Annotated in this window: 24 protein-coding genes and 1 tRNA gene; 10 read left to right on the top strand and 15 right to left on the bottom strand. The window is 72.8% G+C overall.

Going from position 1 to position 24,065, the window contains the following annotated elements:
• Positions 1–27: 27 nt before the first annotated feature.
• The gene (locus ACWD0J_RS23560; RefSeq protein WP_451497784.1) at positions 28–1,176 is read left to right on the top strand and encodes a DUF475 domain-containing protein; all 1,149 of its coding nucleotides are present in this window, start codon (positions 28–30) and stop codon (positions 1,174–1,176) included.
• 97 nt (positions 1,177–1,273) lie between these two features.
• On the top strand, positions 1,274–2,011 hold the full coding sequence (locus ACWD0J_RS23565; protein ID WP_451497785.1) for a TerD family protein: 738 nt from the start codon (positions 1,274–1,276) through the stop codon (positions 2,009–2,011).
• Between the two features lie 12 nt (positions 2,012–2,023).
• Here the strand turns inward: ACWD0J_RS23565 and ACWD0J_RS23570 are convergent, their stop codons facing one another.
• The gene (locus ACWD0J_RS23570; RefSeq protein ID WP_451497786.1) at positions 2,024–2,890 is read right to left on the bottom strand and encodes a TerD family protein; all 867 of its coding nucleotides are present in this window, start codon (positions 2,888–2,890) and stop codon (positions 2,024–2,026) included.
• Between the two features lie 207 nt (positions 2,891–3,097).
• Between ACWD0J_RS23570 and ACWD0J_RS23575 the strand changes: the two genes are divergently transcribed.
• Genes ACWD0J_RS23575 through ACWD0J_RS23585 form a run of 3 tightly spaced genes read left to right on the top strand, consistent with a single transcriptional unit; the run spans position 3,098 to position 7,625 of the window.
• Positions 3,098–4,264 carry an HpcH/HpaI aldolase/citrate lyase family protein gene (locus tag ACWD0J_RS23575; RefSeq protein WP_451497787.1) on the top strand — a complete coding sequence of 389 codons (1,167 nt, stop codon included), beginning with the start codon at positions 3,098–3,100 and terminating at the stop codon, positions 4,262–4,264.
• Positions 4,265–4,305: 41 nt separating this feature from the next.
• Entirely contained in the window at positions 4,306–6,810 is a 2,505-nt protein-coding gene (locus ACWD0J_RS23580) for a phosphoribosyltransferase (RefSeq protein ID WP_451497788.1), read from the top strand.
• Positions 6,810–7,625 (top strand): HAD family hydrolase, encoded by an 816-nt coding sequence (locus tag ACWD0J_RS23585; protein ID WP_451497789.1) that lies wholly within the window; start codon positions 6,810–6,812, stop codon positions 7,623–7,625. Before ACWD0J_RS23580 ends, ACWD0J_RS23585 begins: the two co-directional genes overlap by 1 nt.
• A 93-nt stretch (positions 7,626–7,718) precedes the next feature.
• Here the strand turns inward: ACWD0J_RS23585 and ACWD0J_RS23590 are convergent, their stop codons facing one another.
• The 4 genes from ACWD0J_RS23590 to ACWD0J_RS23605 form a co-directional block, all read right to left on the bottom strand.
• The gene (locus ACWD0J_RS23590; RefSeq protein WP_451497790.1) at positions 7,719–8,399 is read right to left on the bottom strand and encodes a DedA family protein; all 681 of its coding nucleotides are present in this window, start codon (positions 8,397–8,399) and stop codon (positions 7,719–7,721) included.
• 95 nt (positions 8,400–8,494) lie between these two features.
• The gene (locus ACWD0J_RS23595; protein WP_451497791.1) at positions 8,495–8,728 is read right to left on the bottom strand and encodes an FmdB family zinc ribbon protein; all 234 of its coding nucleotides are present in this window, start codon (positions 8,726–8,728) and stop codon (positions 8,495–8,497) included.
• Between the two features lie 43 nt (positions 8,729–8,771).
• Positions 8,772–10,154 carry a hypothetical protein gene (locus ACWD0J_RS23600; RefSeq protein WP_451497792.1) on the bottom strand — a complete coding sequence of 461 codons (1,383 nt, stop codon included), beginning with the start codon at positions 10,152–10,154 and terminating at the stop codon, positions 8,772–8,774.
• A gap of 74 nt (positions 10,155–10,228) precedes the next feature.
• Positions 10,229–10,999: a DUF4097 family beta strand repeat-containing protein gene (locus ACWD0J_RS23605; RefSeq protein ID WP_451497793.1), complete on the bottom strand. Its 771-nt coding sequence runs from the start codon at positions 10,997–10,999 to the stop codon at positions 10,229–10,231.
• A gap of 229 nt (positions 11,000–11,228) precedes the next feature.
• Between ACWD0J_RS23605 and ACWD0J_RS23610 the strand changes: the two genes are divergently transcribed.
• A tRNA-Val gene (locus ACWD0J_RS23610) sits at positions 11,229–11,300 on the top strand.
• A 48-nt stretch (positions 11,301–11,348) separates the two neighbouring features.
• Here the strand turns inward: ACWD0J_RS23610 and ACWD0J_RS23615 are convergent.
• From ACWD0J_RS23615 to ACWD0J_RS23635, 5 genes are all read right to left on the bottom strand, one after another.
• The gene (locus ACWD0J_RS23615; RefSeq protein WP_451497794.1) at positions 11,349–11,702 is read right to left on the bottom strand and encodes a hypothetical protein; all 354 of its coding nucleotides are present in this window, start codon (positions 11,700–11,702) and stop codon (positions 11,349–11,351) included.
• A gap of 328 nt (positions 11,703–12,030) precedes the next feature.
• Positions 12,031–12,660: a PAS and ANTAR domain-containing protein gene (locus ACWD0J_RS23620; RefSeq protein WP_451497795.1), complete on the bottom strand. Its 630-nt coding sequence runs from the start codon at positions 12,658–12,660 to the stop codon at positions 12,031–12,033.
• 340 nt (positions 12,661–13,000) lie between these two features.
• Positions 13,001–13,171 (bottom strand): hypothetical protein, encoded by a 171-nt coding sequence (locus tag ACWD0J_RS23625; RefSeq protein WP_451497796.1) that lies wholly within the window; start codon positions 13,169–13,171, stop codon positions 13,001–13,003.
• Between the two features lie 53 nt (positions 13,172–13,224).
• The gene (locus ACWD0J_RS23630; protein ID WP_451497797.1) at positions 13,225–13,650 is read right to left on the bottom strand and encodes an Hsp20/alpha crystallin family protein; all 426 of its coding nucleotides are present in this window, start codon (positions 13,648–13,650) and stop codon (positions 13,225–13,227) included.
• Positions 13,651–13,828: 178 nt separating this feature from the next.
• A complete protein-coding gene (locus tag ACWD0J_RS23635) occupies positions 13,829–14,776 on the bottom strand; it encodes a ketopantoate reductase family protein (protein WP_451497798.1) in 948 nt (315 codons plus the stop codon).
• Between the two features lie 111 nt (positions 14,777–14,887).
• On the opposite strand from ACWD0J_RS23635, the gene ACWD0J_RS23640 reads away from it, so the two are divergent.
• Positions 14,888–15,118 carry a DUF2277 domain-containing protein gene (locus tag ACWD0J_RS23640; RefSeq protein ID WP_451497799.1) on the top strand — a complete coding sequence of 77 codons (231 nt, stop codon included), beginning with the start codon at positions 14,888–14,890 and terminating at the stop codon, positions 15,116–15,118.
• A gap of 315 nt (positions 15,119–15,433) precedes the next feature.
• Here ACWD0J_RS23640 and ACWD0J_RS23645 read toward each other — a convergent pair whose 3' ends face one another.
• A complete protein-coding gene (locus ACWD0J_RS23645) occupies positions 15,434–16,045 on the bottom strand; it encodes a DedA family protein (protein ID WP_451497800.1) in 612 nt (203 codons plus the stop codon).
• Positions 16,046–16,316: 271 nt separating this feature from the next.
• Between ACWD0J_RS23645 and ACWD0J_RS23650 the strand changes: the two genes are divergently transcribed.
• Entirely contained in the window at positions 16,317–16,874 is a 558-nt protein-coding gene (locus ACWD0J_RS23650) for a superoxide dismutase family protein (RefSeq protein WP_451497801.1), read from the top strand.
• A 105-nt stretch (positions 16,875–16,979) separates the two neighbouring features.
• On the opposite strand, the gene ACWD0J_RS23655 is transcribed toward ACWD0J_RS23650, so the two are convergent.
• The 4 genes from ACWD0J_RS23655 to ACWD0J_RS23670 form a co-directional block, all read right to left on the bottom strand.
• On the bottom strand, positions 16,980–17,432 hold the full coding sequence (locus tag ACWD0J_RS23655; protein ID WP_451497802.1) for a DoxX family protein: 453 nt from the start codon (positions 17,430–17,432) through the stop codon (positions 16,980–16,982).
• Positions 17,433–17,518: 86 nt separating this feature from the next.
• Positions 17,519–19,462, bottom strand: coding sequence for an FAD/NAD(P)-binding protein (locus tag ACWD0J_RS23660; protein ID WP_451497803.1), 1,944 nt, complete (start codon positions 19,460–19,462; stop codon positions 17,519–17,521).
• A gap of 187 nt (positions 19,463–19,649) precedes the next feature.
• Positions 19,650–21,287, bottom strand: coding sequence for an alkaline phosphatase D family protein (locus ACWD0J_RS23665; protein WP_451497804.1), 1,638 nt, complete (start codon positions 21,285–21,287; stop codon positions 19,650–19,652).
• Between the two features lie 101 nt (positions 21,288–21,388).
• Complete coding sequence (locus ACWD0J_RS23670) at positions 21,389–22,033, bottom strand: HNH endonuclease family protein (protein WP_451497805.1); 645 nt, start codon at positions 22,031–22,033, stop codon at positions 21,389–21,391.
• A gap of 441 nt (positions 22,034–22,474) precedes the next feature.
• On the opposite strand from ACWD0J_RS23670, the gene ACWD0J_RS23675 reads away from it, so the two are divergent.
• Both ACWD0J_RS23675 and ACWD0J_RS23680 read left to right on the top strand, forming a co-directional pair.
• Complete coding sequence (locus ACWD0J_RS23675) at positions 22,475–23,056, top strand: TMEM165/GDT1 family protein (RefSeq protein WP_451497806.1); 582 nt, start codon at positions 22,475–22,477, stop codon at positions 23,054–23,056.
• A gap of 287 nt (positions 23,057–23,343) precedes the next feature.
• Positions 23,344–24,018: an HAD family hydrolase gene (locus ACWD0J_RS23680; protein WP_451497807.1), complete on the top strand. Its 675-nt coding sequence runs from the start codon at positions 23,344–23,346 to the stop codon at positions 24,016–24,018.
• Positions 24,019–24,065: the final 47 nt, after the last annotated feature.

A 24,065-nucleotide genomic window follows, 5' to 3' on the forward strand; every position in this document is an offset into this window, starting at 1 on the left:
ACCCGTACTTACAGGATTGGGTAGCCAGTGGTTCTGAAAACCTTCGGCTGGTCGTTCGCGGTCACCGCGCTCGGCCTCGTCGCGGCGGTCTTCTACGGGGGGTGGGCCGCCTTCGGTATCGTGGCGATCCTCTCCATCCTCGAGATCTCGCTGTCCTTCGACAACGCAGTGGTCAACGCCGGCATCCTGAAGAAGATGAGTGCCTTCTGGCAGAAGATCTTCCTCACCATCGGCATTCTCATCGCCGTCTTCGGCATGCGGCTGGTCTTCCCGGTCGTCATCGTCGCCGTCAGCGCGTCGATGGGCCCGATCGAGGCCGTCGACCTCGCCCTCACCGACAAGGACCGCTACGAGCAGCTGGTGACCGACGCGCACCCGTCGATCGCCGCCTTCGGTGGCATGTTCCTCCTCATGATCTTCCTCGACTTCGTCTTCGAGGACCGGGACATCAAGTGGCTGGGCTGGCTGGAGCGGCCGCTCGCCAAGCTCGGCAAGGTCGACATGCTGTCGGTCTGCATCGCCCTGGTCGTGCTGCTCATCTCCGCGATGACCTTCGCGACCCACGCCCACCAGCACGGCGGGACGCACGTCGACAAGGCGGAGACGGTTCTCCTCTCCGGCATCGGCGGCCTGATCACCTACATGATCGTGGGCGGTCTCTCCAGCTACTTCGAGGACAAGCTCGAAGAGGAGGAGGAGCGCGAGCACGAGCAGGAGGAAGAGGCCGCCCGCGCCGGCAAGCCGCGCTCGGCGGTCGTCGTGGCCGGCAAGGCCGCGTTCTTCATGTTCCTCTACCTGGAGGTCCTGGACGCGTCGTTCTCCTTCGACGGCGTGATCGGCGCGTTCGCCGTCACCAACGACATCGTCCTGATGGCGCTCGGCCTCGGCATCGGCGCCATGTACGTCCGGTCGCTCACGGTCTACCTGGTCCGCCAGGGCACCCTGGACGACTACGTGTACCTGGAGCACGGCGCGCACTACGCGATCGGCGCGCTCGCCATGATCCTCCTGGTCACCATCCAGTACCAGATCAACGAGTTCATCACCGGCCTGACCGGTGTCATCCTGATCGGCTGGTCCTTCTGGTCCTCCGTGCGCCGCAACAAGGCCCTGGCGGCGGCCGAGGGAAAAGCGTCGGGCTCGGACGAGAAGACTGAGGTGTCGTCCGGGGTGTGATCACCTTCTGAGTGCGGAACGCTCTGTGCGGGGCGGTGTCGAGGACGACTCCTCGGTGCCGCCCCGCAGGCCTGTGACATGAGACGTGGGGGCGGGAATGGGTTTCTTCGACGGGATCCGGCGCGGGCGCGAGGCGGAGTTCGACTCCGGCAACGCCGCCAGCAACGCCATCGAGCTGACCAAACGGCACAGCCAGGTCTCCCTGACCAAGCAGGGCGCGGCCACCGGACATCTGCGCGTCAACCTGGCCTGGCGGATGCGGACGTCCGACTTCGGCGGCTCCCAGCGGGAGAGCCTGCTGCGCCACCCCTTCCGGGCGCTCAAGCCGCCGGAGGTCCTCGGGCACAGCCAGAGCATGGTCAACGTCGACCTCGACCTGGGCTGCCTCTACGAGCTCCAGGACGGCACCAAGGGGGTCGTCCAGCCGCTCGGCGGCTTCCTCGGGGACGTCAACGGGGCGCCGTACGTGAAGCTCAGCGGCGACGACCGGTTCGGGTCGGCGTCCGGCGAGACGATGTACGTCAACCTCGACCACCGCGAGTCCATCAAGCGGCTGCTGGTCTTCGTGTACATCTACGACCAGACGCCGGCGTTCGACCGTACGCACGCGATCGTGACGCTGTATCCCAGCAACGGGCCGCGGATCGAGATAGGCCTCGACGAACGGCATCCCCAGGCCCGGTCGTGCGCGGTGGTGATGATCGAGAACGTGAAGGGGGAGATGATGGTGCGGCGCGAGGTGAAGTTCGTGTACGGGTTCCAGGCGGAGCTGGACCGGTTGTACGGGTGGGGACTGCAGTGGGGGCGGGGGTACAAGGCCAAGGCCGAGCGGTGAGAGCTGCCTCCCTCACCGCCCGATGAACTGTGGCCCTTGCGGCGGCAGGCGGAACTCCGGGCCCGGGGCCGTGGTGGCCGCCTGCGGGTAGCCGTACGCCGGCTGGCTCGTCGGGTGCGGATAGCCGTAGGCCGGCTGGGCCACGGCGGCGGCCGCGGGCTGCTGGGGATAGCCGTAGGCCGGCTGGGCGGGGACGCCCGCCGGCTGTTCCGGGGGCAGGGGCTGGGAGGAGATGTCGGACGCCTGCTGGGTCGGGGCGGACGGCTGGGGCGGGAGCGGGACCACCGCGGTCGCCGCGATCTCCGGCGCCGCCTCCCGTTCGTCCTGCGCCCCCTCCGACTCGTCCACCGAGATGCCGTAGTCGGTCGCCAGGCCCTGCAGCCCGTTGGTGTAGCCCTCGCCCAGGGCACGGAACTTCCAGCCCTCGCCGCGCCGGTACAGCTCGCCGCAGATCAGCGCGGTCTCCCGGCCCGTCTCCGGCTTGATGTCGAAGTGGGCCAGCGGCTCGCCGTCGGGGACGGCGGCGTCGTACAGCAGGATCCGCAGGCCCTGCACGCGGTCGAAGGTGACGTCCTCCGCCGAGGCGACCAGCAGGATCTGGCTGACGTCGGCCTCGACCCCGGACAGGTCTGTCTGGATCGTGTCGGTGGGGCCCTCGACGACGCGCTTCTTGCCGAGCAGCCAGACCTTCCCGGAAGGATGCCGGGGCTGGTTGTAGAAGACGAAGTCCTCGTCGGATCGCACACGACCGTCCGGACCGAGGAGCAGCGCCGAGGCGTCGACGACCGGCACCCCCTGCCCGGGCGACCAGCGCAGCACGGCGCGTACCGTGGTGGCTTCGAGCGGGATGTTCGACCCCTTCAGCATCGCGTGCGTCATGCGGTCATCCTGCCTTCTCGGTCCTGGTCACGACAATGCGGGGTACTCGCATTGTCGGAGGTGTCGTAACCCCGTGGAAGCGGGTGTGTTCGCCCGCGTTACCAGAAATTCATGCCTCACGGGAACCCGTGACATGAGTCTCTACGTACTATTACCGGCCACTGTGAACCGCTCACAGAGGCTGCTCGACCACCACGGGGGAGATCTATGCGTCATTTCGGGCACATCGCCCCTGAGGTGCGGCAGCGTCTCTTCCATCAAGAGCCCTGCACGTTCACCGCGGACTCCCCGGCCCGGCTGCTCGCCGCGGCCCTGGGAGCGACGCTCTACAGCCCGGCCACCCGGCCCAGACTCGCCGACGACATCGTCAAGCAGACCGGGCACGGCGTGGTCTCGATGGTGCTGTGCCTGGAGGACTCCATCGGCGACGACGACGTCGCGGACGCCGAGGAGAACCTCGTCAGGCAGTTCACCGACCTGGCCGGACGGGGCGTGGCGGACCTTCCGCTGCTGTTCGTCCGGGTGCGGGCCCCGGAGCAGATCCCCGACCTCGTACGGCGTCTCGGACCGGCCGCCCGGCTGCTGTCCGGGTTCGTGATGCCGAAGTTCACCGAGGAGCGCGGCATCCCCTTCCTGGAGGCCCTGGAGACCGCCGAGGCCGAGAGCGGGCGGCGCCTGTTCGCCATGCCGGTGCTGGAGTCGCCCGAGCTGCTGTACCGCGAGTCGCGGGCGGAGACCCTGGAGGGCATCTCCCGCGCGGTCGACAAGTACCGCGAGCGGGTGCTGGCGCTGCGCCTGGGCGTGACCGACTTCTGCTCCTCGTACGGCCTGCGCAGGGCCCCCGACATGACCGCGTGGGACGTGCAGATCGTCGCCTCCGTGATCTCGGACGTGGTGAACATGCTGGGCCGGGCCGACGGCACCGGGTTCACGGTGACCGGGCCGGTGTGGGAGTACTTCCGCGTCCAGGAGCGCATGTTCAAGCCGCAGCTGCGCCGCAGTCCCTTCCTGGAGGGCCAGGCGGAGGAGCTGCGCGAGGCGCTCATCGAGCACTCCATGGACGGGCTGCTGCGCGAGATCACCCTCGACCAGGCCAACGGGCTGCTCGGCAAGACCTGCATCCACCCCTCGCATGTGCTGCCGGTCCACGCGCTGTCCGTGGTCAGCCACGAGGAGTTCAGTGACGCCCAGGACATCCTGCGGCCGGAACAGGGCGGCGGCGGGGTGCTCAGGTCGGCGTACACGAACAAGATGAACGAAGTGAAGCCGCATCGCGCCTGGGCCGAGCGGACCATGCTCCGCGCCGAGGTGTTCGGCGTGGCGAACGAGGACATCGGCTTCGTGGAGCTGCTCGCCGCCGGTATCCCGGCCTGAACCGGCTGCTCCACCTCAACCGGCTTCTATTCAAGGGACGTATGAACAACGCAGTGAACGACGGGGTCTGGTCCGGCAGCTGGGTCGCCGAGCGACTCGGTGTCGAACTCGTGGGCGACGACGAGCTGACCGGCCTGCTGGGGCTGGCGCTGCGCCGCAACCCCAAGCGGGCCCATCTGCTCGTCTCCCACGTGCTGGGCAAGCACGTACCGCAGGCGCCGTCCGTCGTGTACGGCCACGGCTTCTCCCTCGGCCGGCGCGTGCGCGCCCTGCTCGGCGCCGAGGAGGCGGGCCGGGCGGTCGTCCTCGGGTACGCGGAGACCGCCACCGGCCTCGGCCACTGTGTCGCCGACGGCCTGGGCCAGGCCCCCTATCTGCACTCCACCCGCCGCCCGGTCCTCGGGGTGGCCACGGCCGGCGGCTTCGAGGAGTCCCACTCGCACGCCACCTCCCACCTGCTCCTTCCCGAGGACCCCACGCTGCTGGTCGGCGACGGGCCGCTGGTGCTCGTCGACGACGAGTTCTCCACCGGGAACACGATCCTCAACACCATCCGTGACCTGCATGAACGCTATCCGCGGCGACGGTATGTGGTGGTCGCCCTGGTCGACATGCGCTCGGCTGCGGACGCCGGACGGCTGGACGCGTTCGCACGCGAGATCGGCGCCCGGGTGGACCTGGTCGCGGCGGCCTCCGGGACGGTACGGCTCCCGGAGGGCGTGCTGGAGAAGGGGCAGGAACTGGTCGCGCTCCACGAAGCGGCAGCCGGGGCCGGGGCCGGTGCCGGCGCCGCCAGCGGCTCCGGGCGGACCGCCGCCGGGGCGGAGCCGTACGGCCGTGTCGCCCGGGTCGACCTGTGCTGGCCGCGCGGTCTTCCCGACGGCGGACGGCACGGCTTCACCCCCCGGCATCGCACCCGCCTGGAGCACGCCCTGCCCGCCATGGCCGCGCGGCTCGCCGAGGCGATACCCGACGACGCCCGGCGCGTCCTCGTCCTCGGCTTCGAGGAACTGATGTACGCGCCGCTCAGGCTGGCCCGTGAACTGGAGCAGGTCACGGACGCCGAGGTGCGGTACTCCACCACCACCCGCTCTCCCGTCCTCGCGGTCGACGACCCCGGGTACGCGATCCGCAGCCGCATCGTCTTCCCCGCCCACGACGACCCGGCCGACGGCCCCGGCGAGCGCTACGCCTACAACGTCGCGGGCGCCGGCTTCGACACCGTCGTCGCCGTCGTCGACTCCGCCGCCGACACGCCCGCCCTGCACGCGCCGGACGGCCTGCTGGCCCGGCTCGCCGCGCACACCCCGCAGGTCGTCCTCGCGGTCGTCCCGTCCTACACCCCCGAGCCGCTGTACGTCGCCGTTCCCCCTGGAGAAAGATCCGCCATGCTGCCCGAGCCACTCCGCGGCCCCGCCTTCTCCTCGTACGCGCCCGAGGAGGTCGGCTGGCTGCTCCAGGACCTCTCGGACGTGACGCTGGAGGCGCCGACCGAGGAGCGCGAGGAGGCCATCCAGAGCGGCGGCGCGCACTACGCCGAGTCGCTGCCGGTGGAGTACCAGCCCAGCGAGCGCTACCAGGAGCTGTTCCACACGGCGCTCGAGGAGTCGGCCGCGCGACTGGCGCGGGCGGTGGGCGCGGTCACCGAGATCGTGCTGGCCGAGCGCTCGCCGCGGCCCGTCCTGGTGTCGCTGGCCCGCGCCGGCACCCCGATCGGTGTCCTGATGCGCCGCTGGGCCCAGTTCCGGCACGGCCTGGACCTGCCGCACTACGCCGTGTCCATCGTGCGCGGCCGGGGCATCGACGCCAACGCGCTGCGCTGGCTGGCCGCCCACCACGACCCCGCCGACGTCGTCTTCGTCGACGGCTGGACCGGCAAGGGCGCCATCACCCGCGAACTCGCCGACGCCGTCCGGGAGTTCGAGGCCTCCGACGGCATCACCGGCTTCGACCCGGAGATCGCGGTGCTCGCCGATCCCGGCTCGTGCGTGCGGACGTACGGCACCCGGGAGGACTTCCTCATCCCCTCCGCCTGCCTCAACTCGACGGTGTCCGGCCTGATCTCGCGCACCGTCCTGCGCGCGGACCTGGTCGGCCCGGACGACTTCCACGGCGCGAAGTTCTACCGCGAACTCGCCGGCGCCGATGTGTCGGTGGCCTTCCTCGACGCGGTCGCCGCCCGCTTCCCCGAGGTCGTCGACGCCGTCGACACGCAGGCCAAGGATCTGCTGTCCGGTGACCGCGCCCCCACCTGGAAGGGCTGGGCGGCCGTCGAGCGGATCAGCGAGGACTACGGCATCCACGACGTGAACCTCGTCAAGCCCGGGGTCGGCGAGACCACCCGGGTGCTGCTGCGCCGGGTGCCGTGGAAGATCCTGGCCCGGACCGGCGCCGGCGCCGACCTGGACCACGTCCGTCTGCTGGCCGGACAGCGAGGTGTCCCGGTGGAAGAGGTCGCCGAACTCCCGTACACCTGCGTGGGGTTGATCCACCCGAAGTACACGCGGGGCGCGACGGGAGCCGACGGCAGGGCGGTGACGGTCTGATGCCGGTACTGGTGGCGAGCGACCTCGACCGTACGCTCATCTACTCCGCCGCGGCTCTCGCGCTGACCATGCCGGACGCGCGGGCGCCCCGGCTGCTGTGCATCGAGGTGCACGAGAGCAGGCCGCTGTCGTATCTGACGGAGACGGCCGCCGGACTGCTCGGGGAGCTCGGGGAGGCGGCGGTCTTCGTGCCGACGACGACCCGCACCCGCAAGCAGTACCAGCGCATCAGCCTGCCGGGCCCGCCGCCGAAGTACGCGATCTGCGCCAACGGCGGGCACCTCCTGGTGGACGGCGAGTCCGACCCCGACTGGTACGCGCGGGTGACGGCCCGGCTGGCCGACGAGTGCGCGTCGCTGGACGAGGTGCGCGAGCACCTGACGGCGACGGCCGACCCGCTGTGGGTACGCAAGCACCGGATCGCCGAGGACCTCTTCGCCTATCTGGTCGTCGAACGCGAACTCCTGCCCGAGGACTGGGTCAAGGAACTCGGGGTCTGGGCGGAGAACCGCGGCTGGACGGTCTCCCTCCAGGGCCGCAAGATCTACGCCGTCCCCAAGCCGCTCACCAAGAGCGCGGCCATGCGCGAGGTGGCCCGCCGTACCGGCGCCGAGCTCACCCTCGCCGCCGGCGACTCCCTCCTCGACGCCGACCTCCTCCTCGCCGCGGACCAGGGCTGGCGCCCGGGCCACGGGGAGCTGGCGGAGGCCGGCTGGACGGCCCCGTCGATCAGCGCGCTGCCCGAGCGGGGCGTGCTGGCGGGGGAGCGGATCCTGCGGGAGTTCCTGCGGGTGGTGCGGGACGGGGCGGCCTGACGGAGCCGGGCGGGTGATCGGCGGGTGATCGGCGGGTGCGGCCCGCCGGCGTCCTCCGGCCGCGTGGCCGCGCCCCCAGGGCCGGCAACGCGGCTACGGGCGCTGGTGCGCTTCCCGCTCCTGCCCGCGGCGGCCCGACCCCGGCCGCCGCCGCAGCCGTGTGCCGACGAACGCCAGCACCGCCACAGCGGCCAGCGCGAGCACCACCTTCGAGTACGCGGAGACGATCGTCGTGACCTCGGTCCAGTTGTCGCCCAGGGCGTAACCGGCGAGCACGAACGCGGTGTTCCAGATCGCACTGCCCAGCGTGGTCAGGGCCACGAACACCGGCAGGCGCATGCGCTCGACGCCGGCCGGCACCGATATCAGACTGCGGAAGACCGGGATCATCCGGCCGAAGAACACCGCCTTGGTGCCGTGCCGCAGGAACCACGCCTCCGTCTTCTCGATGTCCGCGACCTTCACCAGCGGCAGCCGGGCCGCCATCGCCACCGTGCGGTCACGGCCGAGCAGGGCGCCGACCCCGTACAGCGCGAGCGCGCCGATCACCGACCCCGCCGTCGTCCACAGCAGGACGGCGAGCAGGCCCACGCGCCCGCTGCTCGCCGCGAATCCCGCGAGCGGCAGGATCACCTCGCTGGGCAGGGGAGGGAACAGGTTCTCCAGGGCGATGGCGATACCGGCGCCGGGCGCGCCCAGCGTGTCCATGAGGTCGTTGACCCACTGCGGGCCCGCACCCGCGCCCGTGACCGTCTGCGCTGCGATGGCTGTCATGCCGGTCACGGTAGGAAACCGTTGCTGAAGGCACGCTGAGGAGGACCGCGTGATCCGCTGCGGTCCTCCTCAGCCCACGAAAGACTCGGGTGCTGTCAGCCGCAGCAGCCCCCGCCGCAGCAGCCGCCGCCTGCGCCGCCCGCACCGGGTGCCGGGGCCTGGGCCTGGGCGGAGGCGGAGGCCGAACCGCCGACGGCCACCGTGGACAGCAGCTTCACCGTGTCGTCGTGGCCGGTGGGGCAGGCGGCGGGGGCGGCGGACTCCGCCATCGGGCGGCTCAGTTCGAAGGTGTCTCCGCAGGTCCGGCAGCGGTACTCGTAGCGAGGCATGAGCACAGGTTAACCGGCGCCCGCCGAACGGCGTAGGCGCGTGTCAGTGTCCCGCCCCCCGCTCCTCCCGGATCTGGTTCACGACCCGGGTGACCGACTGCCGTACCGCTTCCGTCTCCGTCAGGAAGTGCCAGTAGTCGGGGTGACGGCCCTCCAGGGTGGCGACCGCCCGGTCCAGGCGGGCGACCGCGTCGTCCAGGGGGCGGGCGTGACGGGGGTCGGGGGTGTGACGGCCCGCCATGGCGAGACGCTGGGCGTCCCGGATGGCGAAGCGGGTGCGGTCGATCTCCTGCTGGGGGTCCTTCTGCACGGCGTTCAGGCGGCGCAGCCGGTCGCCGGCGGCGGAGACGGACTCGTCGGTCGTGTTCAGCAGGGCGCGGACCGTCGACAGCAGGGCGGTCGCGTCCGGCCAGCGCTGCTCGTCGCGGGCGGCGCGGGCCTCCCGCAGTTTCAGCCCGGCCTGCGCCACGTTCTGCTCGGCCTGCTCCGGGATGTGCTGGAGGTCCTGCCAGCAGGCGACGGTGAAGCGCCGGCGCAGTTCGCTCAGGATCGGCTCGACCTGGTCGGCGCGGGTCGTGAGGGCCTCGGCGCGGGTGCGCAGGGAGACCAGCCGGTGGTCGATCTCGGCGGCCCGCTCGGGCAGCCGCTCGGCCTCCACCCGCACCGCCTCGGCCGTCCGTGCCACCCGCTCGGCGCGCTCCAGGGTCTGCGGGACGCCGTGCTGCCCGGCGCCCTGGTTCAGCTTGGTCAGCTCCGGGCCGAGGGCGGCGAGACGGGCGGCGAGGTCGTCCGCCTTCAGCCCCGAACCCCGTACGGCGTCCAGGGCGTTGGACGCGGCCAGCAGTCCCTGCCGGGCCCGCTCGACGGCGGGGGCGAGCCGGGCCAGCTGGGTCTCGGCCTTGCCGAGCAGCGGCCCGAGACCGCCGGTGAACCGGTCCAGTTCCCGCCTGACCTGCTCCAGCTCGTCCTTGGCCCGGGTGAGCGCGGTGTGCGCCTGGGTGGCGGCCGAGGTCTCCAGGTCGTCCCGGTCGAGGTCGTAGGCGTCGACCGCCTGGATGTACTGGCGGCTGGCCTCGTCGATGCGCCGGCCGATCGCCTCGAAGTCGGCGACCGCGCGCCGGGCGGCCGGGGAGTCGTCGACGGCGGTGATGGTCTCGATCGAGATCCGCAGATCGCGCTGGGCGGTGTCGAGGTCGTAGAAGGCCGCCGCGGCGGCGTCCTTCGCGGCCTGTGCCTCGGCCCGCTGGTTCTCCGCGCGCCCGCCGAACCAGCGGCGGGTGCCGCCGCCGGCGAAGGCGACGGGCAGCGCGAGCGCGGCGACGAGCGGCAGCCCGATCAGGGTGAGCGCGTCGCGGAGCGCGGTCCGCCCGGGACGGGGTGCGCGTGGCACCAACGGCGAGTACGACTGCGATGGTGTCGCCGTCACATCCCTCTCCCGTGCTGTCATCCGTCCTGCCCCGTGTCATTCTCCCACCGGTTGAGGACGAACACACGGGCCGGTCAGTTCGCGGTTCGGACCGTGACGTTGCCGTCGCCGGTCCGGGTGGACACCACATGGGAGCTGGAGTCGTCCCGGGGTACGGACACGTCCACACCGCCGTCGCCGGTCTCGGCCGTCACGCGGTACGTGCCGCGGGGCAGCACCATCGTGACGGAGCCGTCCCCGGTGCGGGAGTCCACCCGGTCCGGTACGGCGCCGAGTTCGAGGTGGACCGAGCCGTCGCCGCTGCGGGCGCTGATGCGCCGTGAGGAGACGTCCGCGTGCAGGGATCCGTCCCCGGTGCGCAGGTCCAGCGGCCCGGAGGTGTCGGTGACGCGGACGGAACCGTCTCCCGTACGGATGCTCAGCGGGTCCTCGAAGCCCCGCGCGCGGACACTGCCGTCGCCGTCCTCGACCTTCACGGCGATCCCGCGCGGCACCTCGATACGGTGCCTGGCCGCGCAGTCGGCCACCACGCCCGAGCACGTCATCCGCAGCTTCAGCCGGTCGTCCTTCATGGACCAGCTCACCTCGGGATCCCTGCCCACGGCGACCGTGCCCTGGAACCACCGGGTGACCTCGACCGTGCCCGCCCGGTGGGTGTCCGCGGCGACGATCTCCAGTGCCGAGTCGTCGGAGTCGATGGTGAGGGTGCGTCCCTGGAAGGCGAAGGACCGGTGATCGGGGTCCTTGTCGTCCGCGGCGGAGGCACCACAGGCGGCGACTCCCGCCATGAGGACCGCGGCCACACCGGCTGCGGCGGCGGTACGGGCGGCGACGGAACGGGTCATGACGATCTCCCCCTGGTACGGCCGGCGAAGACCGGCGGACGCTCTCCGCGCCCGCTCCTCCCCTTCGCTTCGTCCTTCGACCGTACGGATCCGGCGCAGTCCGCGGGATCCTGCGTACTCCCGGGTCCCGGGTGGGGATAACCCCCGTACAGGGCGGTCGTACGCGGGCCGCCCCGGGCAGGGGTTTGCGGGGCAGTGCCCCGGGCAAGGTAGGCTGTCGACTCGTCTCGGGTGCGTAGCTCAGGGGTAGAGCGCCTGCCTTACAAGCAGGATGTCGGCGGTTCGAAACCGTCCGCGCCCACACCGGAAGAAGACCCCGGCCGATCATGGCCGGGGTCTTCTCGTCGCTTCAGGTCTTCGCTCCCTCCGGCATCTCCGGAGCCTCGTGCGCGTGCTTCAGCTTCATCCGGGCGTCCACGCGCTCCGCCCCCGCGACCTCGGCCCAGAAGCGGTGACCGCTGACGAAGACCGCGAGTTCGTGCTCGCGCCGGCGGAGCTTCTCCACCTCGGCCTGTTCGTCGGCCGTCCAGCCGGGGGAGGCGGGGCGTTCCACCTTGCGCCAGCCGTTGTCGTCACTGAAACCGTCCAGCGGCTCGACCGACCAGGGAAGCCGTTTGAGCAGGGCCGACAGCTCGGCCCGGACCTGATGCAGCTCCTCCTGACCGGCGAGGAGGTCACTCGGAAAGTCATAGGTCTTAGCCACGACCCAATGGTACGCCTGTTCGATTTAGGGGCGCGAGTTGCTTCGGGGGCGAGTTGCCCGGACATCGCGGGGGCCTCGGGCGCCGGGTCGCTCCCGAAGGCGACCGGTGGCGCTCCCGATGGCGAGGTGTCGCTCCCGGTGGTGACCGGCGTCGCCCCGATGGTGGCTACGCCGGCCGCGGGGCAGCCGACCACGCGCGCGCCGGCCACGGGAGCGCGCACTCGCCGGGGCGCCCCGGGACACCCCGGGAGTGCTGGTCCGCCGGGCTGTTTCCCCAACCGGCGGCCTGCCACCCCAGTACCCCGGCGGATCGAGGGGTACGCGGATCTCAGCCTGGGTCGGGCGGGTACAGCGCCCGGGACACCCGCCGGTGCAGATCGTGCTGCGGATCACCGGGTGCCGTCGGGGCGGCCGCGCGTACCGTCCGGGCCAGCGTGCGGAGTTTGACGTTGGTGTATTGGGAGTGGCGGCGCAGGATCCGCAGCGCCACGTCGGCGTCGACGCCGTACATCGCCATCAGCACGCCCCGGGCCACATCCACGTCCTCCTGCGACGTGCGGGCCCGGGCGATGTCGTCGGCGGCGACTCGGAGCGCGGCGCCCGTCACCGCCTGCGTCAGGTCGACGAGGAAGCCGCGCAGGACCACCACGCCGTCGTCGTCGCTTCGTCCGTCGCCGACCAGCATCACCTGGTGTTCGGCGCCGCCCTTGTCCTGGACGCGCAGGAGGCAGGTGAAGGGCCGGCCGGTGTCCTTTCCCTGCTCCAGGGCCTGGTCGAGCAGTGAGTGGTCCTCCGGATGGACATGGGCACGCAGCAGTCCCCCTGAGGGCGGCACGGTGTCGGCCTCGTGGCCGAGCAGCCGGAACAGGTCGTCCGACCACCACCAGGTGTCCTCCGGGATCCGGAAGAGGAAGACCCCGGTCAGCTCGCTCACTTGTTCGTCCAGTGCCTCGGCCACTGTCGTCCCCTCCTGCTGTGGCGGCGGAACGGGGTGCACCGCCCTCGGGCGGTGGGTCCCGGCTCCTCGCGCGGTGACGGCCCGCGTCAGGCCCGTCCCGCGGCATCGCCTGCCGCGAGGTGAGGATCCGGCGCTCGCGGACCCCCGGTTGCTGCGGCCCGGCCCTCCCGCGGAGGTGCCGCACCGCCGTGCCCAGGGGGCCGCGTCAACATGCCGACGACCCTAGCGCCCCCTCCGCTCGTCCACTCCCGCCGCGAGGGCACCGCACGGCCGGCCGGCCGGAAGCCCGATGGAGGCTCGCGCCTCACGGGCCGGGCCGGCCGGACCGCACCGGTGCCTCTCAGCGGCGTACGGGGCCGCTCATCGCCGCGCGCAGGCGCTGGTAGCGGTCGAGATCCTGCCAGGTGTCGTGATCGGGCGGGCCCTGGCTGCCACGTCCGGCGCTCCAGGCCCACACGCTCGCGGTGATGCCGGTGCACAGCGGGATGAGCAGCCACAGCAGGGCGCTCACGGTCGAACTCCTCTCGTTGTCGGTGACCTGCCTGTGCGGGGACCGGGCGGCCGTCAGGCCGTGAGCTGCCTGCGCCCGCCGCCCGTGATGGCGATCTTGCGGGGTTTGGCGTGCGCGGCGAGCGGGATGCGCAGGGTGAGGACGCCGTTGTCGTAGCGGGCGTCGGCGGCGTCGGTGTCGAGGGCGTCCGAGAGGGCCAGCCGGCGGGTGAAGCGGCCGGTGAGGCGCTCGGTGAGCACCGGCTGGGCGCCCTCGGGGACGGGCGAGGGGCGGTGCGCGGTGAGGGTCAGCATGCCGCGTTCGACGGTCAGGTCGAGGCCGGCGGGGTCCATGCCGGGCAGGTCGAACTGTACGTAGAGAGCCTCGTCGTCGCGCCAGGCGTCCGCCGGGATGGGGGCGTCGGCCGAGGCGGGGGCGGCGTGTGCGAGCTGGTGCGTGAGGCGGTCGAGATCACCGAGGGCACCGGTGCGCGCGAGCATGGTCCTCCTTCTCCCTTCACTCCATGGACGTCGGGGCGTTCAGAGCGCCCCGACGGACAGGTGCCGCTTCTTCATATAGCTCCCCGCAGGGACATTGACAAGTCACGGCTGTGTGAAGTTGACAGTATGCGGCTCAAGTCGAGGGGAGGGAAGGCAAGGGAAGGCGGCTCGGTGGCGCTCAGTTCCCGGCATTCCCGGTGCTCCCGGTGCTCCCGGCGTTCCGCAGTTCCTCGACCACGCGGGCCGTCACCGGCGCCGGTACGCCGTGTCGCTGGGCCGCGCGCAGCAATGCTCCGCCGATCGCATCCAGTTCGAGCGGGCGGCCCGCCTCCGCGTCCCGTTGCATCGACGACCTGGTGGCGGGCGGGAAGGCGTCGTAGCGGGCCAGGGCCTGGGCCGGGTCCGCGGGGCCGCCGGACGCGGAGCTGACCGCGGCGGTCTCCTCGACCAGGGCGGTCAGCTCCCCGCGGTGACGGGTACGGATCTCGCCGAGAGGCAGTCCGTGACGGGTCGTGAGGAGGGCGAAGGGGGCCAGGAACGACATCTTCGCCCACAGGGCCGCCGTCTCGTCGGCCAGGACCCGGGTGACCGGACCGGCGGCGGTGAGGGCGGCGGCCAGAGCGTCCAGACGCTCGCGCGGGACGCCGTCGCCCGCGAGGTCCACCTCGGCGAACGGGCTGGTGTGCTCGATCACGCCCGGCGCCACGCGGGTCGACTCGACGCGGATGACAGCGGGGGCGACGCGGTCCGGACGGTAGCGGGCGCGCAGCGCCGCCGGGTGCTCGACGCCGTTCAGGAGCGGTACGAGAAGGCCGTCGCCCACAGACGCCGGCGGGACGCGGTCCAGGGCGGCGTCCAGGGAGGTGTGCTTGACCGCGACCAGGCAGGCGTCGACCGGTTCGCGCAGGACGGTGTCCGCCTCGACGCGGGCCGTGACGTCGCCGAAGCGGGTGCTGCGGAGCCGGATGCCGGCCGTCCGCAGGGTGTCGGCGGTCCCCTCGCCGGCCACGCAGATCACGCGGTGCCCGGCCCTGGCCAGGAGCGCGGCGATCAGTCCGCCGGTGCCGCCGGGGCCCAGCACGGCCACGGTGAGTGCGCGGGGCGTCGTTTCCTCGTACGTCGTCATGCTGCGGGTTCCTCCCGTCGGTCGGCCCCGGGATGGTGGCCGCCTGGGGAGGATCTTCGCAGGCCGGGGGTTCCGGGGACACGGGCCGGTCCGAGGGGCGAGACTGGAGGTATGTGCCGCAGTATCAAGACGCTCCGTCCGCCCGTGTTGCCCGAGGAGGCGACGGAGGACGAGATCCGGGCCGCTGCCTTGCAGTACGTGCGGAAGGTGTCCGGGTTCCGGGCGCCGGCCGCGCACAACCAGGAGGTGTTCGACCGTGCCGTCGAGGTGATCGCCGAGGCCACGGCCGAGTTGCTGGCCGGGCTGGAGGTGCGGGGGGTGGCGGGACGCCGGGCCGGGTAGGGCGGGTCGCCGGCCGGCGGCCCGTTGGGGTGACGCGGGCTGGTGGCCGGGCGTCGGGCGGGGTGCGCCGCGCGCCCGTGCGCGAGCCGGGGTCGGATACGTGCCCGGTGTCGGTGTCGGTGTCGGTGCGGGTGCCGGTGCCGGGGGATGGTCTCGCTCACCGGCGCGGGCCGGGTGCCGCCGCGCCCACGGCGGACAGGGCTGGCCGCGGCACGGGCGGACGTGACCGTGACGGGACCCGCGACCGGAGGGGCACACTCGCCCGCGGTCAGGCGGACGGGGCAGGGCCGGCCGCCCGCCGCGGGCCTGTGGGCCCTACGCCGGCCGGCGGTGCATGACGTAGCCCGCTGCCGCCCCCGCTCCGAAGAGGGCGAGGATCGACACGCCCGCCGCCAGCCAGGTGGCGCCCAGCCAGTGGGCGCCGAAGTAGCCGAGGGCGACGCTGTAGGCGGCCCAGGAGAGACCGGCCAGGGCGGACCAGGGGAGGAAGTCGCGGGCACGGCGGTGGGCCGCGCCGGCGCCCAGGGAGACGACCGAGCGGCCGGCCGGGGCGAAGCGGGCCAGGACGACCAGGGCACCGCCGCCGTGGGCCAGGGCCGCGCCGAGACGTTCCTGCGCGACGGTCAGCCGGCGGGAGCGGGCGATCGCGCGGTCCAGGCGTTCACCGCCGCGCCAGGCGAGCCGGTACGCCACCAGGTCGCCGAGCACGGACGCGGTGGTCGCGCACAGGACGAGCACCAGGATGTCGGGCACCTCGTCCGGTACCCGGCCCGTCGCCGCGCCGGAGCCCGCGGCCGCCGCGGTGGCGGCCGTGATGACCAGGACACCGCTCGGCAGCACCGGCAGGAACACGTCCAGCAGCACCGACATCGCCACCATGGCGTAGATCCATGGGCTGCCGGTCAACGCCCCCACGCTCTCGAACACCGCGACTCCCCGTTCCCCCCGTGGCCGGTCCGTGCGTCGCTGCCGCGGGTGTCGCGGGGGTGCGGCGGGGGCGGCCCATAACAGCCATACAGCGTACGCGTGGGGTGTGACAGCGCCTTCACCGGGGGATCGGGTGATCGACACGGCGTGTTCACCCGGCTGCCGCGTTCCGGGGGCGGTCCGGGCGGGTGTCCCGTAGCACGGAGTGGGGCGACTCCCCCCGACGCGGGACGTCCCGCCCATCCCCGGAACGTAAGGATCGGTACAGATCATGCTGGCAGGAATATCCATGGGTGCCGCCGCCGTCGCCGCGGCCCTGCTCGCGGGCGGCGCCGGCGGTGGCCAGGACCCGGGCGGCTACTGGATGAGGACGGACGCGCGGTTCGCGCCGGCCGCCGCCGCCTCCGCGGCCTCGAAGGCGGTGACGTACGACCGGAAACTGGTCCCCGCCGCCGCGTGGATCGAGGTGGGCCAGCGGACGGCACCCGACGGCGCGACCACCGTCGACCTGCGGGTCACGGGCGCGCGGGCGCACCACCACTACGGCGTCCACGTGCACCGCAAACCCTGTGGCGCCGACCCGGCCGCCGCGGGCGGCCACTACCAGCACAAGGCGTCCGCCCATCCCGAGCACGTCAACTCCGACAACGAGGTCTGGCTCGACTTCACCGCCGACGCGCACGGCGAGGGCCGGGCGAAGGCCCGGCACGACTGGGGCTTCCGGCGGGGCGAGGCGTCCTCCGTGGTGATCCACGACCAGCCGGGTGGTGCGGGGAAGCGGGCCGCCTGCTTCACCGTGCCCTTCGGCTGGGTCACCGGCACCGGGTGACGAGCGGCGGTGCCCGCCGGCCGCAGGCGGCGGCCGGGTGACAGACCTGGGCGCCCGCCCCGCGTGAGCGGCGGGGACGGGCGCCCAGGTCCGTGGCGTCGTGGCTCAGGCCGCGATCGGCGTCTGTCGCGCGGCCGGCTTGTCCGCCGCGGCCGAGCGCCTGGCGATCAGCTGGTCGAGGCCGAGGGCACCGGAGCCGGTGAAGACCAGCAGCAGGAAGGCCCAGCAGAACATCGCCGCGCCCTCGCCGCTGTTCTCCATCGGCCACAGGCCGTTGGGCTGGTGGACCTTGAAGTACGCGTAGGCCATCGCGCCCGAGCAGAGGAACGCGGCGGCCCGCGTACCCAGGCCGATCAGCACGAGGGAGCCGCCGACCAACTCGATGACGGCCGCGAACCAGTTGGGCCAGGCGCCGGTCTCGACGGTGCCGCCGTCGCCGCCGGCTCCGCCGAGGACGCCGAAGAGCGACGCGGCGCCGTGGCAGGCGAAGAGCAGGCCGACGACGATGCGGAACAGACCGAGGACGTACGGCTGGGCGCTGTTGAGGCGTCCGGTCATGGTGGGGGGTGCTCCTTCGGTGGGCCGGTCGGTCGGGGAGACCGGTCGGGGGACGGTACCGAGCGGACCCACCACGTTAGGTGCACCTAATCAATGCTTGCAAGTTCAACATTTGGCCATCGCTTTGCCTCCTGTTCCCCCTCCGTTTCACCCGCCACCGCACGTAGGACGGATCTGGCCACCGCGTCGGCGTCCGAAAGCGTGACCGAATCCACCCCCGGCCGGGCGCCCGCCGCGGTCACCCAGTGCACGCCCTCGGTGGGCACACCGAAGGCGAACCGCCTTGGGTGAGCGCGTCCCTGACGGTCGATCAGGCGGTACGGCCGCCGTGTCACGTCCAGTCCCCCGGTCTCGTAACCGTCCACGGTGTGCGGCCGGCACTGCCCGGTCTTCAGCAGCCGGGCGAGCAGCTCGTCGGCGGTCCGCCGCAGGTCCGGTTCCGGCAGCCGCGCCTCTACGAGCGTCGTCACCCGCACGGCGGAGCCCGGCACGTCGGGGGAGTGCGCCACCCACGCCCCGTCCTCCTCGCGGACCTCCAGGCGCGGACCGAGCACCTCCACCACGCCCGCCGCCACCAGCGCGGCCAGCTCCTCGACGCGCCGCCGGGGCGGCCCGATGGACAGGAAGGCGTTCAGCGGGGTGTACCAGCGGTCCAGGTGGTCCCGTCGCGAGGCGCCCGCTATTCCGCCGTGGTCGACGATCTGCCGCAGCTCGTTGCGCAGGTCCCGCAGGACGTCCTGGGCGGCCTTCAGCGGGCCGGCGACATTGCCGAGGGCGGCCTGGGCGGCGTCCTCGCGGAGGTGTCCGAGCAGCCACTGACGCCAGGCGCCGGGGTGCGGGAAGTCACGTCCCGCGTACGGGCGGGAGATGCGGTCCCAGGACCAGCGGTCGGCCCGCGCCACGCCGAACTCGTCGAGGAGACCGGCCTCTTCGGCGCTGCCGTGCGCGGTGGCGAGGAAACGGTCCCGGAAGGCGCGGGGCCCGAACTCCCGGGCCCCGAACGCCACGGCTCCGCCGGGGGCGCCGAACTCGCGCTCTCCCACCAGGATCTCGTAGTAGACCGTCTCCACCTCCTTCGCCACCAGGGGCCATATCTCCGCGAGGAAGTCCGGGGCCTCGCCGGAGTCGGCGCGCTTGCGGAAGCGGGCGATCACCTCGTCGGTGAGGACCCGCGGGAGGTGACGTCCGTAGGGGCCCTTCGCGTTGTCGCCGCGCGCCTGGTACGGGACGCCGCGCCGCGAACCGGCGTACAGCCGCGGCTCGCGGCCGGAGGGGAGGTACCGCAGTCCCCGGCCGTCGGGGACGAACCGGCCGCCGCGGCCGGTCGTCAACAGGGCGGTGTGGTCGAAGAAGTTGAGCCCCAGGCCGCGCAGCAGCACCGGCTCGCCGGGGGGTACGGCGGACAGGTCGACGTCGGCCGGGTTGGCGGGCGGGACGTGGCGCAGGCCGTGGCGTTCGGCGTACGCGGTCTGCCGTCGTGCCGCCGTGTCCGCGACGACCGGCAGATGGCCCTGGGCGAGGACGACGGCGGACAGGCCGGACAGGACGCGGCCGTCGTCGAGAGTGAGGCACTGGCGGCCGTCGGGGGCGTCGTCCAGGCGTACGGCGCGGGCCGGGTGCGTCTCGACGCGCAGACCGGGCGGTGCCTCGCGCACCGCCCGCGCGAACACCCACTCCAGGTAACGGCCGTACTGGGCGCGGGTCGGGTACCCGTCCGGGTCCAGCGCGCCGTCCGCCCACTCGTGCAGGCTGGGGCCCGGCCGGACCGGGCCCGAGCAGTCCACGCTGTCGTCGGTGAACAGGGTCACCTGCGAGGCCACGGTGTTCATCAGCAGCTCGGCGGACTGCGCGGTGCGCCAGACGCGGCCGGGGCCGGGCGGCGCCGGGTCGACGACGTGGACCGTCAGCCGGGTGCCGGGCGCGAGGAGTTCCGGTGCGGAGGCGCAGAGGCGTTCCAGGACGCTGGTGCCGCGCGGGCCGGCGCCGACCAGGGCGACGGAGAGGGGCAGGTCCGTGGTCGGTGCGGGCAAGGGTGGTACTCCCGGGCGTGTGGGGCGCGAGGTGGGGCTCGTTCGCGGTGGCGGTGCGGCTGGAAGCGGACGGTCCGCCTCATCATGCCGTCGGCGGCAGCGGGAGCCGACCCCCGGGGGCCCGGACTGTGGGACGCGTCACGAGCATCACGGGTCACGGGCGCAACAAACGGGCGCAACGACCGCATTACGGGGTGAGTTCGGACTCCGTCACCGTGATCAGCCGGGGGCTGTCGTCCCCCTCGGCCCGTGCCACCTCCAGCCGCAGCCGGGCCGAACGGCCGCGCAGGGCCAGTGTCATGAGCTGGTTGCCGAACCAGGGGCCGCCCGTCTTGCGCCAGGTCACCGGCGGCCGGCCGCAGCCGCCGTGCCAGGCGAAACTGCGGCCGAGGGCCCGGGCCACCGCGCTCCAGCCGAACCGGAAGCCGAGCTTTATCGACAGCGGGATGGAGTTGTGGACGGGGGAGCAGGTCAGCTGGAGGACCCGGGCGTCCGGCGACCCGGAGGGCCACGCCGCCTCGGCCACGTACGCGTGGTGCACGTCCCCGGACAGCACGAGCACGGTCGCCGGCGCGTCCGCGCCCGTGCCGACCTCGGCGATCAGCTCCGCCAGCGCGTCGAAGGAGGAGGGGAAGGCCGCCCAGTGCTCCAGGTCGGCCCCCCGCCGCAGCTTCTCCCCGAAGCGGGCCCAGCGGGCGCCCTTGTCGCCCCGGCACAGCGTCGCGTTCCACGCCTCGGCGTCGTGCACCAGGTGCGGCAGCAGCCAGGGCAGCGAGGTGCCGATGAGCAGGTGGTCGTACGACTCCGGCGCCTCCAGCGCCTGCTCGCGCAGCCATCGCGCCTCGCCCGGGTCGAGCATCGAGCGGTTCTGCTCGTCCAGGACGCGGGCCGCCCGGGAGTCCACCATCAGCAGCCGCACCCGGCCGAAGTCGCGCCGGTAGCTCCAGCGCACCGAGGTCCCGTCGGCGTCGGCCTCGGCGGCGAAGGCGCGCAGCAGGTCCGAGCCGTCCGGGACCTCGCGCACGGCCGCGTACAGCGGGTCGGCGGCCAGGGCGTGCGGGGCGAGGTTCCCCAGGTGCTGGTGCACCCAGTACGACATCAGGCCGCTCATCAGGCGTTCCTGCCACCAGTCGGTGGTCCGCATGTCCTCCAGCCAGGAGGCGGAGGTGTTCCAGTCGTCGATGACGTCGTGGTCGTCGAAGATCATGCAGCTGGGCACGGTGGACAGCAGCCAGCGCACCTCGGGGTCGAGCCAGGACTCGTAGTAGAGGTGGGTGTACTCCTCGTAGTCCGCGACCTCGTGGCCCGGCGGTTCGTTCACGTCGCGGCGGGCGGCGAGCCACTCGCGGGTGGCGCCCGAGGTCTCGTCGGCGTACACCTGGTCGCCCAGCAGCAGCAGCACGTCGGGCCGCTCGCCCTCGGGGTCGCCCGCGATCCGCGCCGCGAGGGTGTCCAGGGCGTCCGGGCCGACCGGGTCCTTCTCGCCCTCCGGGGGCGAGGCCCAGCGGCAGGAGCCGAAGGCCACGCGGACGGTGTCGCCCTCGACGGGGGTGTGGATGACGGAGTCCGGGAACGGGGAGTCCGGCAGCGGCCACACGCGCGCGCCGTCCAGGAGGACCTCGTACGCGCGGGTCGTGCCCGGAGTCAGACCCGTCACCGGGACGAGGGCGTAGTGGTGCCCCTCGATCTGGAAGGTGCGGGCCTCACCCCCGGCACCGTCGGCACAGCGCACCTCGGCCGTGCACGGACGGCTCGTCTCGACCCACACGGTCGCGGACGAACCGTCGGCATACCTCAGCAGTGGTCCCAGGCGCAGTCCCGGCACGCGATCGCCCTCCTCCGTCGTCCCGTACGGTACGGAACGACGGAGGTGGGCGGGGGAATTCCGGGGATCACAGTTTGGTGATTCCCGTTTGCGGTCCTGTGTCAGCAGCTCGCGAGGTAGTTCGTGAGCGCGCTCTTCTCGGCCGAGTCGACCGAAAGGCCGTAGTAGTACTTCACCTGCACCCAGGCGCGGACGTAGGTGCAGCGGTAGGCCGTGCGGGACGGCATCCAGGTGGCCGGGTCCTGGTCGCCCTTGGCCTGGTTGACGTTGTCCGTGACGGCGATGAGCTGCGGGCGGGTCAGGTCGTTGGCGAAGGACTGGCGCCGGGAGGTGGTCCAGTTGTCGGCGCCGGAGTCCCAGGCCTCGGCGAGCGGGACGAGGTGGTCGATGTCGACGTCGGAGGCGGCGGTCCAGGTGGCGCCCTCGTAGACGGAGTACCAGCTGCCGCTGGTGGCGGCGCAGGCGGAGTCCTGGACGACGTTCGTGCCGTCGCGCTTGAGGACGACCTCACGCGTGTTGCAGGCGCCGGACTGGGTGATCCAGTGCGGGAACAGGTCGCGGTCGTAGCCCGTACGGTCCTCGGTCGCCACGGTGAGCGAGGCGAGGTAGGTGCGGGCGGTGGCGGCGCTGACCGGGGTGGGGAGGGCGGCGGAGGCGGTCGGGCTGTTGAACAGCGCGACGGAGGCTATGAGCCCGGTCAGCGCCGCGAGTATGCTGACGCGTCGACGCGCGTAGAACTTCGACATGCGAACTCCCTGGGGATGTGGGGGCGTTGAGTGCGAGCGAGGGGAATGCTCGCCACGCCGTGTTGCGGGGAGATGTGCGTAGGGTGAGAACTTAATGACGTGTGCATGACACAACAAGGGGTACGACGTGACGGCTTCGCGGGGACGTCGCGTACCATGGACGGCGCAGAAGGGGAGTAGCTCTTCGCCGGACCGTCGACATACTGCTCAGCTCGTCTGAGCCGGCGCCCGGAGGCAGGCCTCGGATCTCCCGGAATCGGACCCCCTGGGTCCGGACCCGGACCTCGGATCGAGGGGTCGGCCAGCGAGACCTTCGGCAAGCAGTGCACGCCCGTGCCGTTCCGGCGCGGGTGCCCAGTGTGCTGCCGTGCCGAGGTGTCGTGCCGGGATTCTTCGCATGACCAGCACTCTCGGCGGGGCGGCCCGACCGATTGAGGGACCTTGATCAGCTTCTCCGTGACGGCGCTCGTCTTCGGCGTCGTCTTCCTCGCCGAACTGCCCGACAAGACCGCGCTCGCCGGGCTCGTCCTCGGCACCCGCTACCGCGCCTCGTACGTCTTCGCCGGCGTCGCCGCCGCCTTCGCGCTGCATGTCGCGCTCGCGGTCGCGGCCGGCAGCGTGCTGACCCTGCTGCCGCAGCAGATCGTGCACGCGCTGACGGGTGTGCTGTTCCTGGGCGGCGCGGCCGTGCTGCTGATGAAGAAGGACGAGGACGAGGAAGAGGTCCGCAGGCCGGAGAACCAGTCCTTCTGGAAGGTGGCCGGGTCGGGCTTCATGCTCATCCTGGTCGCGGAGTTCGGCGACCTCACCCAGATCATGACGGCGAACCTCGCGGCCCGCTACGACGACCCGCTCTCCGTGGGCCTCGGCGCGGTGCTCGCGCTGTGGGCGGTGGCCGGGCTCGGCATCGTGGGCGGAAGGGCGCTGATGAAGAGGGTGCCGCTGCGGCTCATCACCAAGGTCGCGGCGCTGCTGATGCTCGGCCTCGGGGTGTGGAGCCTGTGGGAGGCGGTGGCCGGCTGAGCCGCCGCCGGGACGGCCGCCGGGGCGCCGGCCGGGCTGAACGGCCGGTGAACTGTTTCCCGGAACGGTGGCGGGAAGCCGCACTTGTTTTGTACCGTGGAGAAACAAAGTGGTTCCCGCCCGTTTTCCCTGACCGGCGGGCGGGACCACCTTGTCCCTCCGGGGGACGGACGGGGAGCACTCCGGCGACAGCCGGGAAGGCGCCTCGCGGACAGTCGGGACGGCACCTCGGCGCCAGTCGGCCAGGCCCCCCGGCGCCCCCTCGCCACCGCGCTCTGGAGCTGCCGATGACGGCCACCGCCCGACCCGCCGTTCTCACCGCCCGCGCCCTCCTGCTCGACATGGACGGCACCCTCGTCAACTCCGATGCCGTGGTCGAACGGATCTGGCGGCGCTGGGCCGAGCGGCACGGGCTGGACGGCGACGAGGTCATGAAGGTCGTCCACGGCCGGCAGGGCCACGCCTCGATGGCGCTGCTGCTGCCCGGCCGGCCCATGGAGCAGAACCACGCCGACAACGCGCGCATGCTCGCCGAGGAGACCGCGGACATGGACGGCGTCGTCGCGATCCCGGGCGCGCCGGAGTTCCTCGCGTCCCTGCGCGGGCTGCCGCACGCGCTCGTCACCTCCGCCGACGTCCCGCTGTCCACCGCGCGCATGGCGGCGGCGGGGCTGGAGCTTCCGGACATCCGGATCACCGCCGAGTCCGTCGGCGCGAGCAAGCCCGACCCCGAGGGGTTTCTCAAGGGCGCCGCCGAACTGGGCGTCGCCCCGGCCGACTGCGTCGTCTTCGAGGACTCCGGGGCCGGTATCGAGGCGGGCCGCGCGGCGGGCATGCGGGTCGTCGGGGTCGGCCCCCGGGCCGGCCTGCACCGTCCGGACGCGCTGGTGCGGGATCTGACGCGGGTGCGGGTGGAGGCGGTGGAGGGCGGGGACGGCGGGATTCGGCTGTCCGTGGGGTAGCGGAAACCGTTCCGCGCCCGGACCGGGGGGACCGGGCGGACCGGGCG

The sequence above is a fragment of the Streptomyces sp. NPDC003011 genome, from assembly GCF_053591515.1.

Coding starts and splice junctions, on each gene's coding strand:
- ACWD0J_RS23680 (WP_451497807.1), top strand. CDS start 23,344: ATGACGGCCACCGCCCGACCCGCCGTTCTCACCGCCCGCGCCCTCCTG.
- ACWD0J_RS23575 (WP_451497787.1), top strand. CDS start 3,098: ATGCGTCATTTCGGGCACATCGCCCCTGAGGTGCGGCAGCGTCTCTTC.
- ACWD0J_RS23590 (WP_451497790.1), bottom strand. CDS start 8,399: ATGACAGCCATCGCAGCGCAGACGGTCACGGGCGCGGGTGCGGGCCCG.
- ACWD0J_RS23565 (WP_451497785.1), top strand. CDS start 1,274: ATGGGTTTCTTCGACGGGATCCGGCGCGGGCGCGAGGCGGAGTTCGAC.
- ACWD0J_RS23605 (WP_451497793.1), bottom strand. CDS start 10,999: ATGACCCGTTCCGTCGCCGCCCGTACCGCCGCCGCAGCCGGTGTGGCC.
- ACWD0J_RS23655 (WP_451497802.1), bottom strand. CDS start 17,432: ATGACCGGACGCCTCAACAGCGCCCAGCCGTACGTCCTCGGTCTGTTC.
- ACWD0J_RS23630 (WP_451497797.1), bottom strand. CDS start 13,650: ATGCTCGCGCGCACCGGTGCCCTCGGTGATCTCGACCGCCTCACGCAC.
- ACWD0J_RS23670 (WP_451497805.1), bottom strand. CDS start 22,033: ATGTCGAAGTTCTACGCGCGTCGACGCGTCAGCATACTCGCGGCGCTG.
- ACWD0J_RS23650 (WP_451497801.1), top strand. CDS start 16,317: ATGCTGGCAGGAATATCCATGGGTGCCGCCGCCGTCGCCGCGGCCCTG.
- ACWD0J_RS23595 (WP_451497791.1), bottom strand. CDS start 8,728: ATGCCTCGCTACGAGTACCGCTGCCGGACCTGCGGAGACACCTTCGAA.
- ACWD0J_RS23580 (WP_451497788.1), top strand. CDS start 4,306: ATGAACAACGCAGTGAACGACGGGGTCTGGTCCGGCAGCTGGGTCGCC.
- ACWD0J_RS23570 (WP_451497786.1), bottom strand. CDS start 2,890: ATGACGCACGCGATGCTGAAGGGGTCGAACATCCCGCTCGAAGCCACC.
- ACWD0J_RS23585 (WP_451497789.1), top strand. CDS start 6,810: ATGCCGGTACTGGTGGCGAGCGACCTCGACCGTACGCTCATCTACTCC.
- ACWD0J_RS23635 (WP_451497798.1), bottom strand. CDS start 14,776: ATGACGACGTACGAGGAAACGACGCCCCGCGCACTCACCGTGGCCGTG.
- ACWD0J_RS23640 (WP_451497799.1), top strand. CDS start 14,888: ATGTGCCGCAGTATCAAGACGCTCCGTCCGCCCGTGTTGCCCGAGGAG.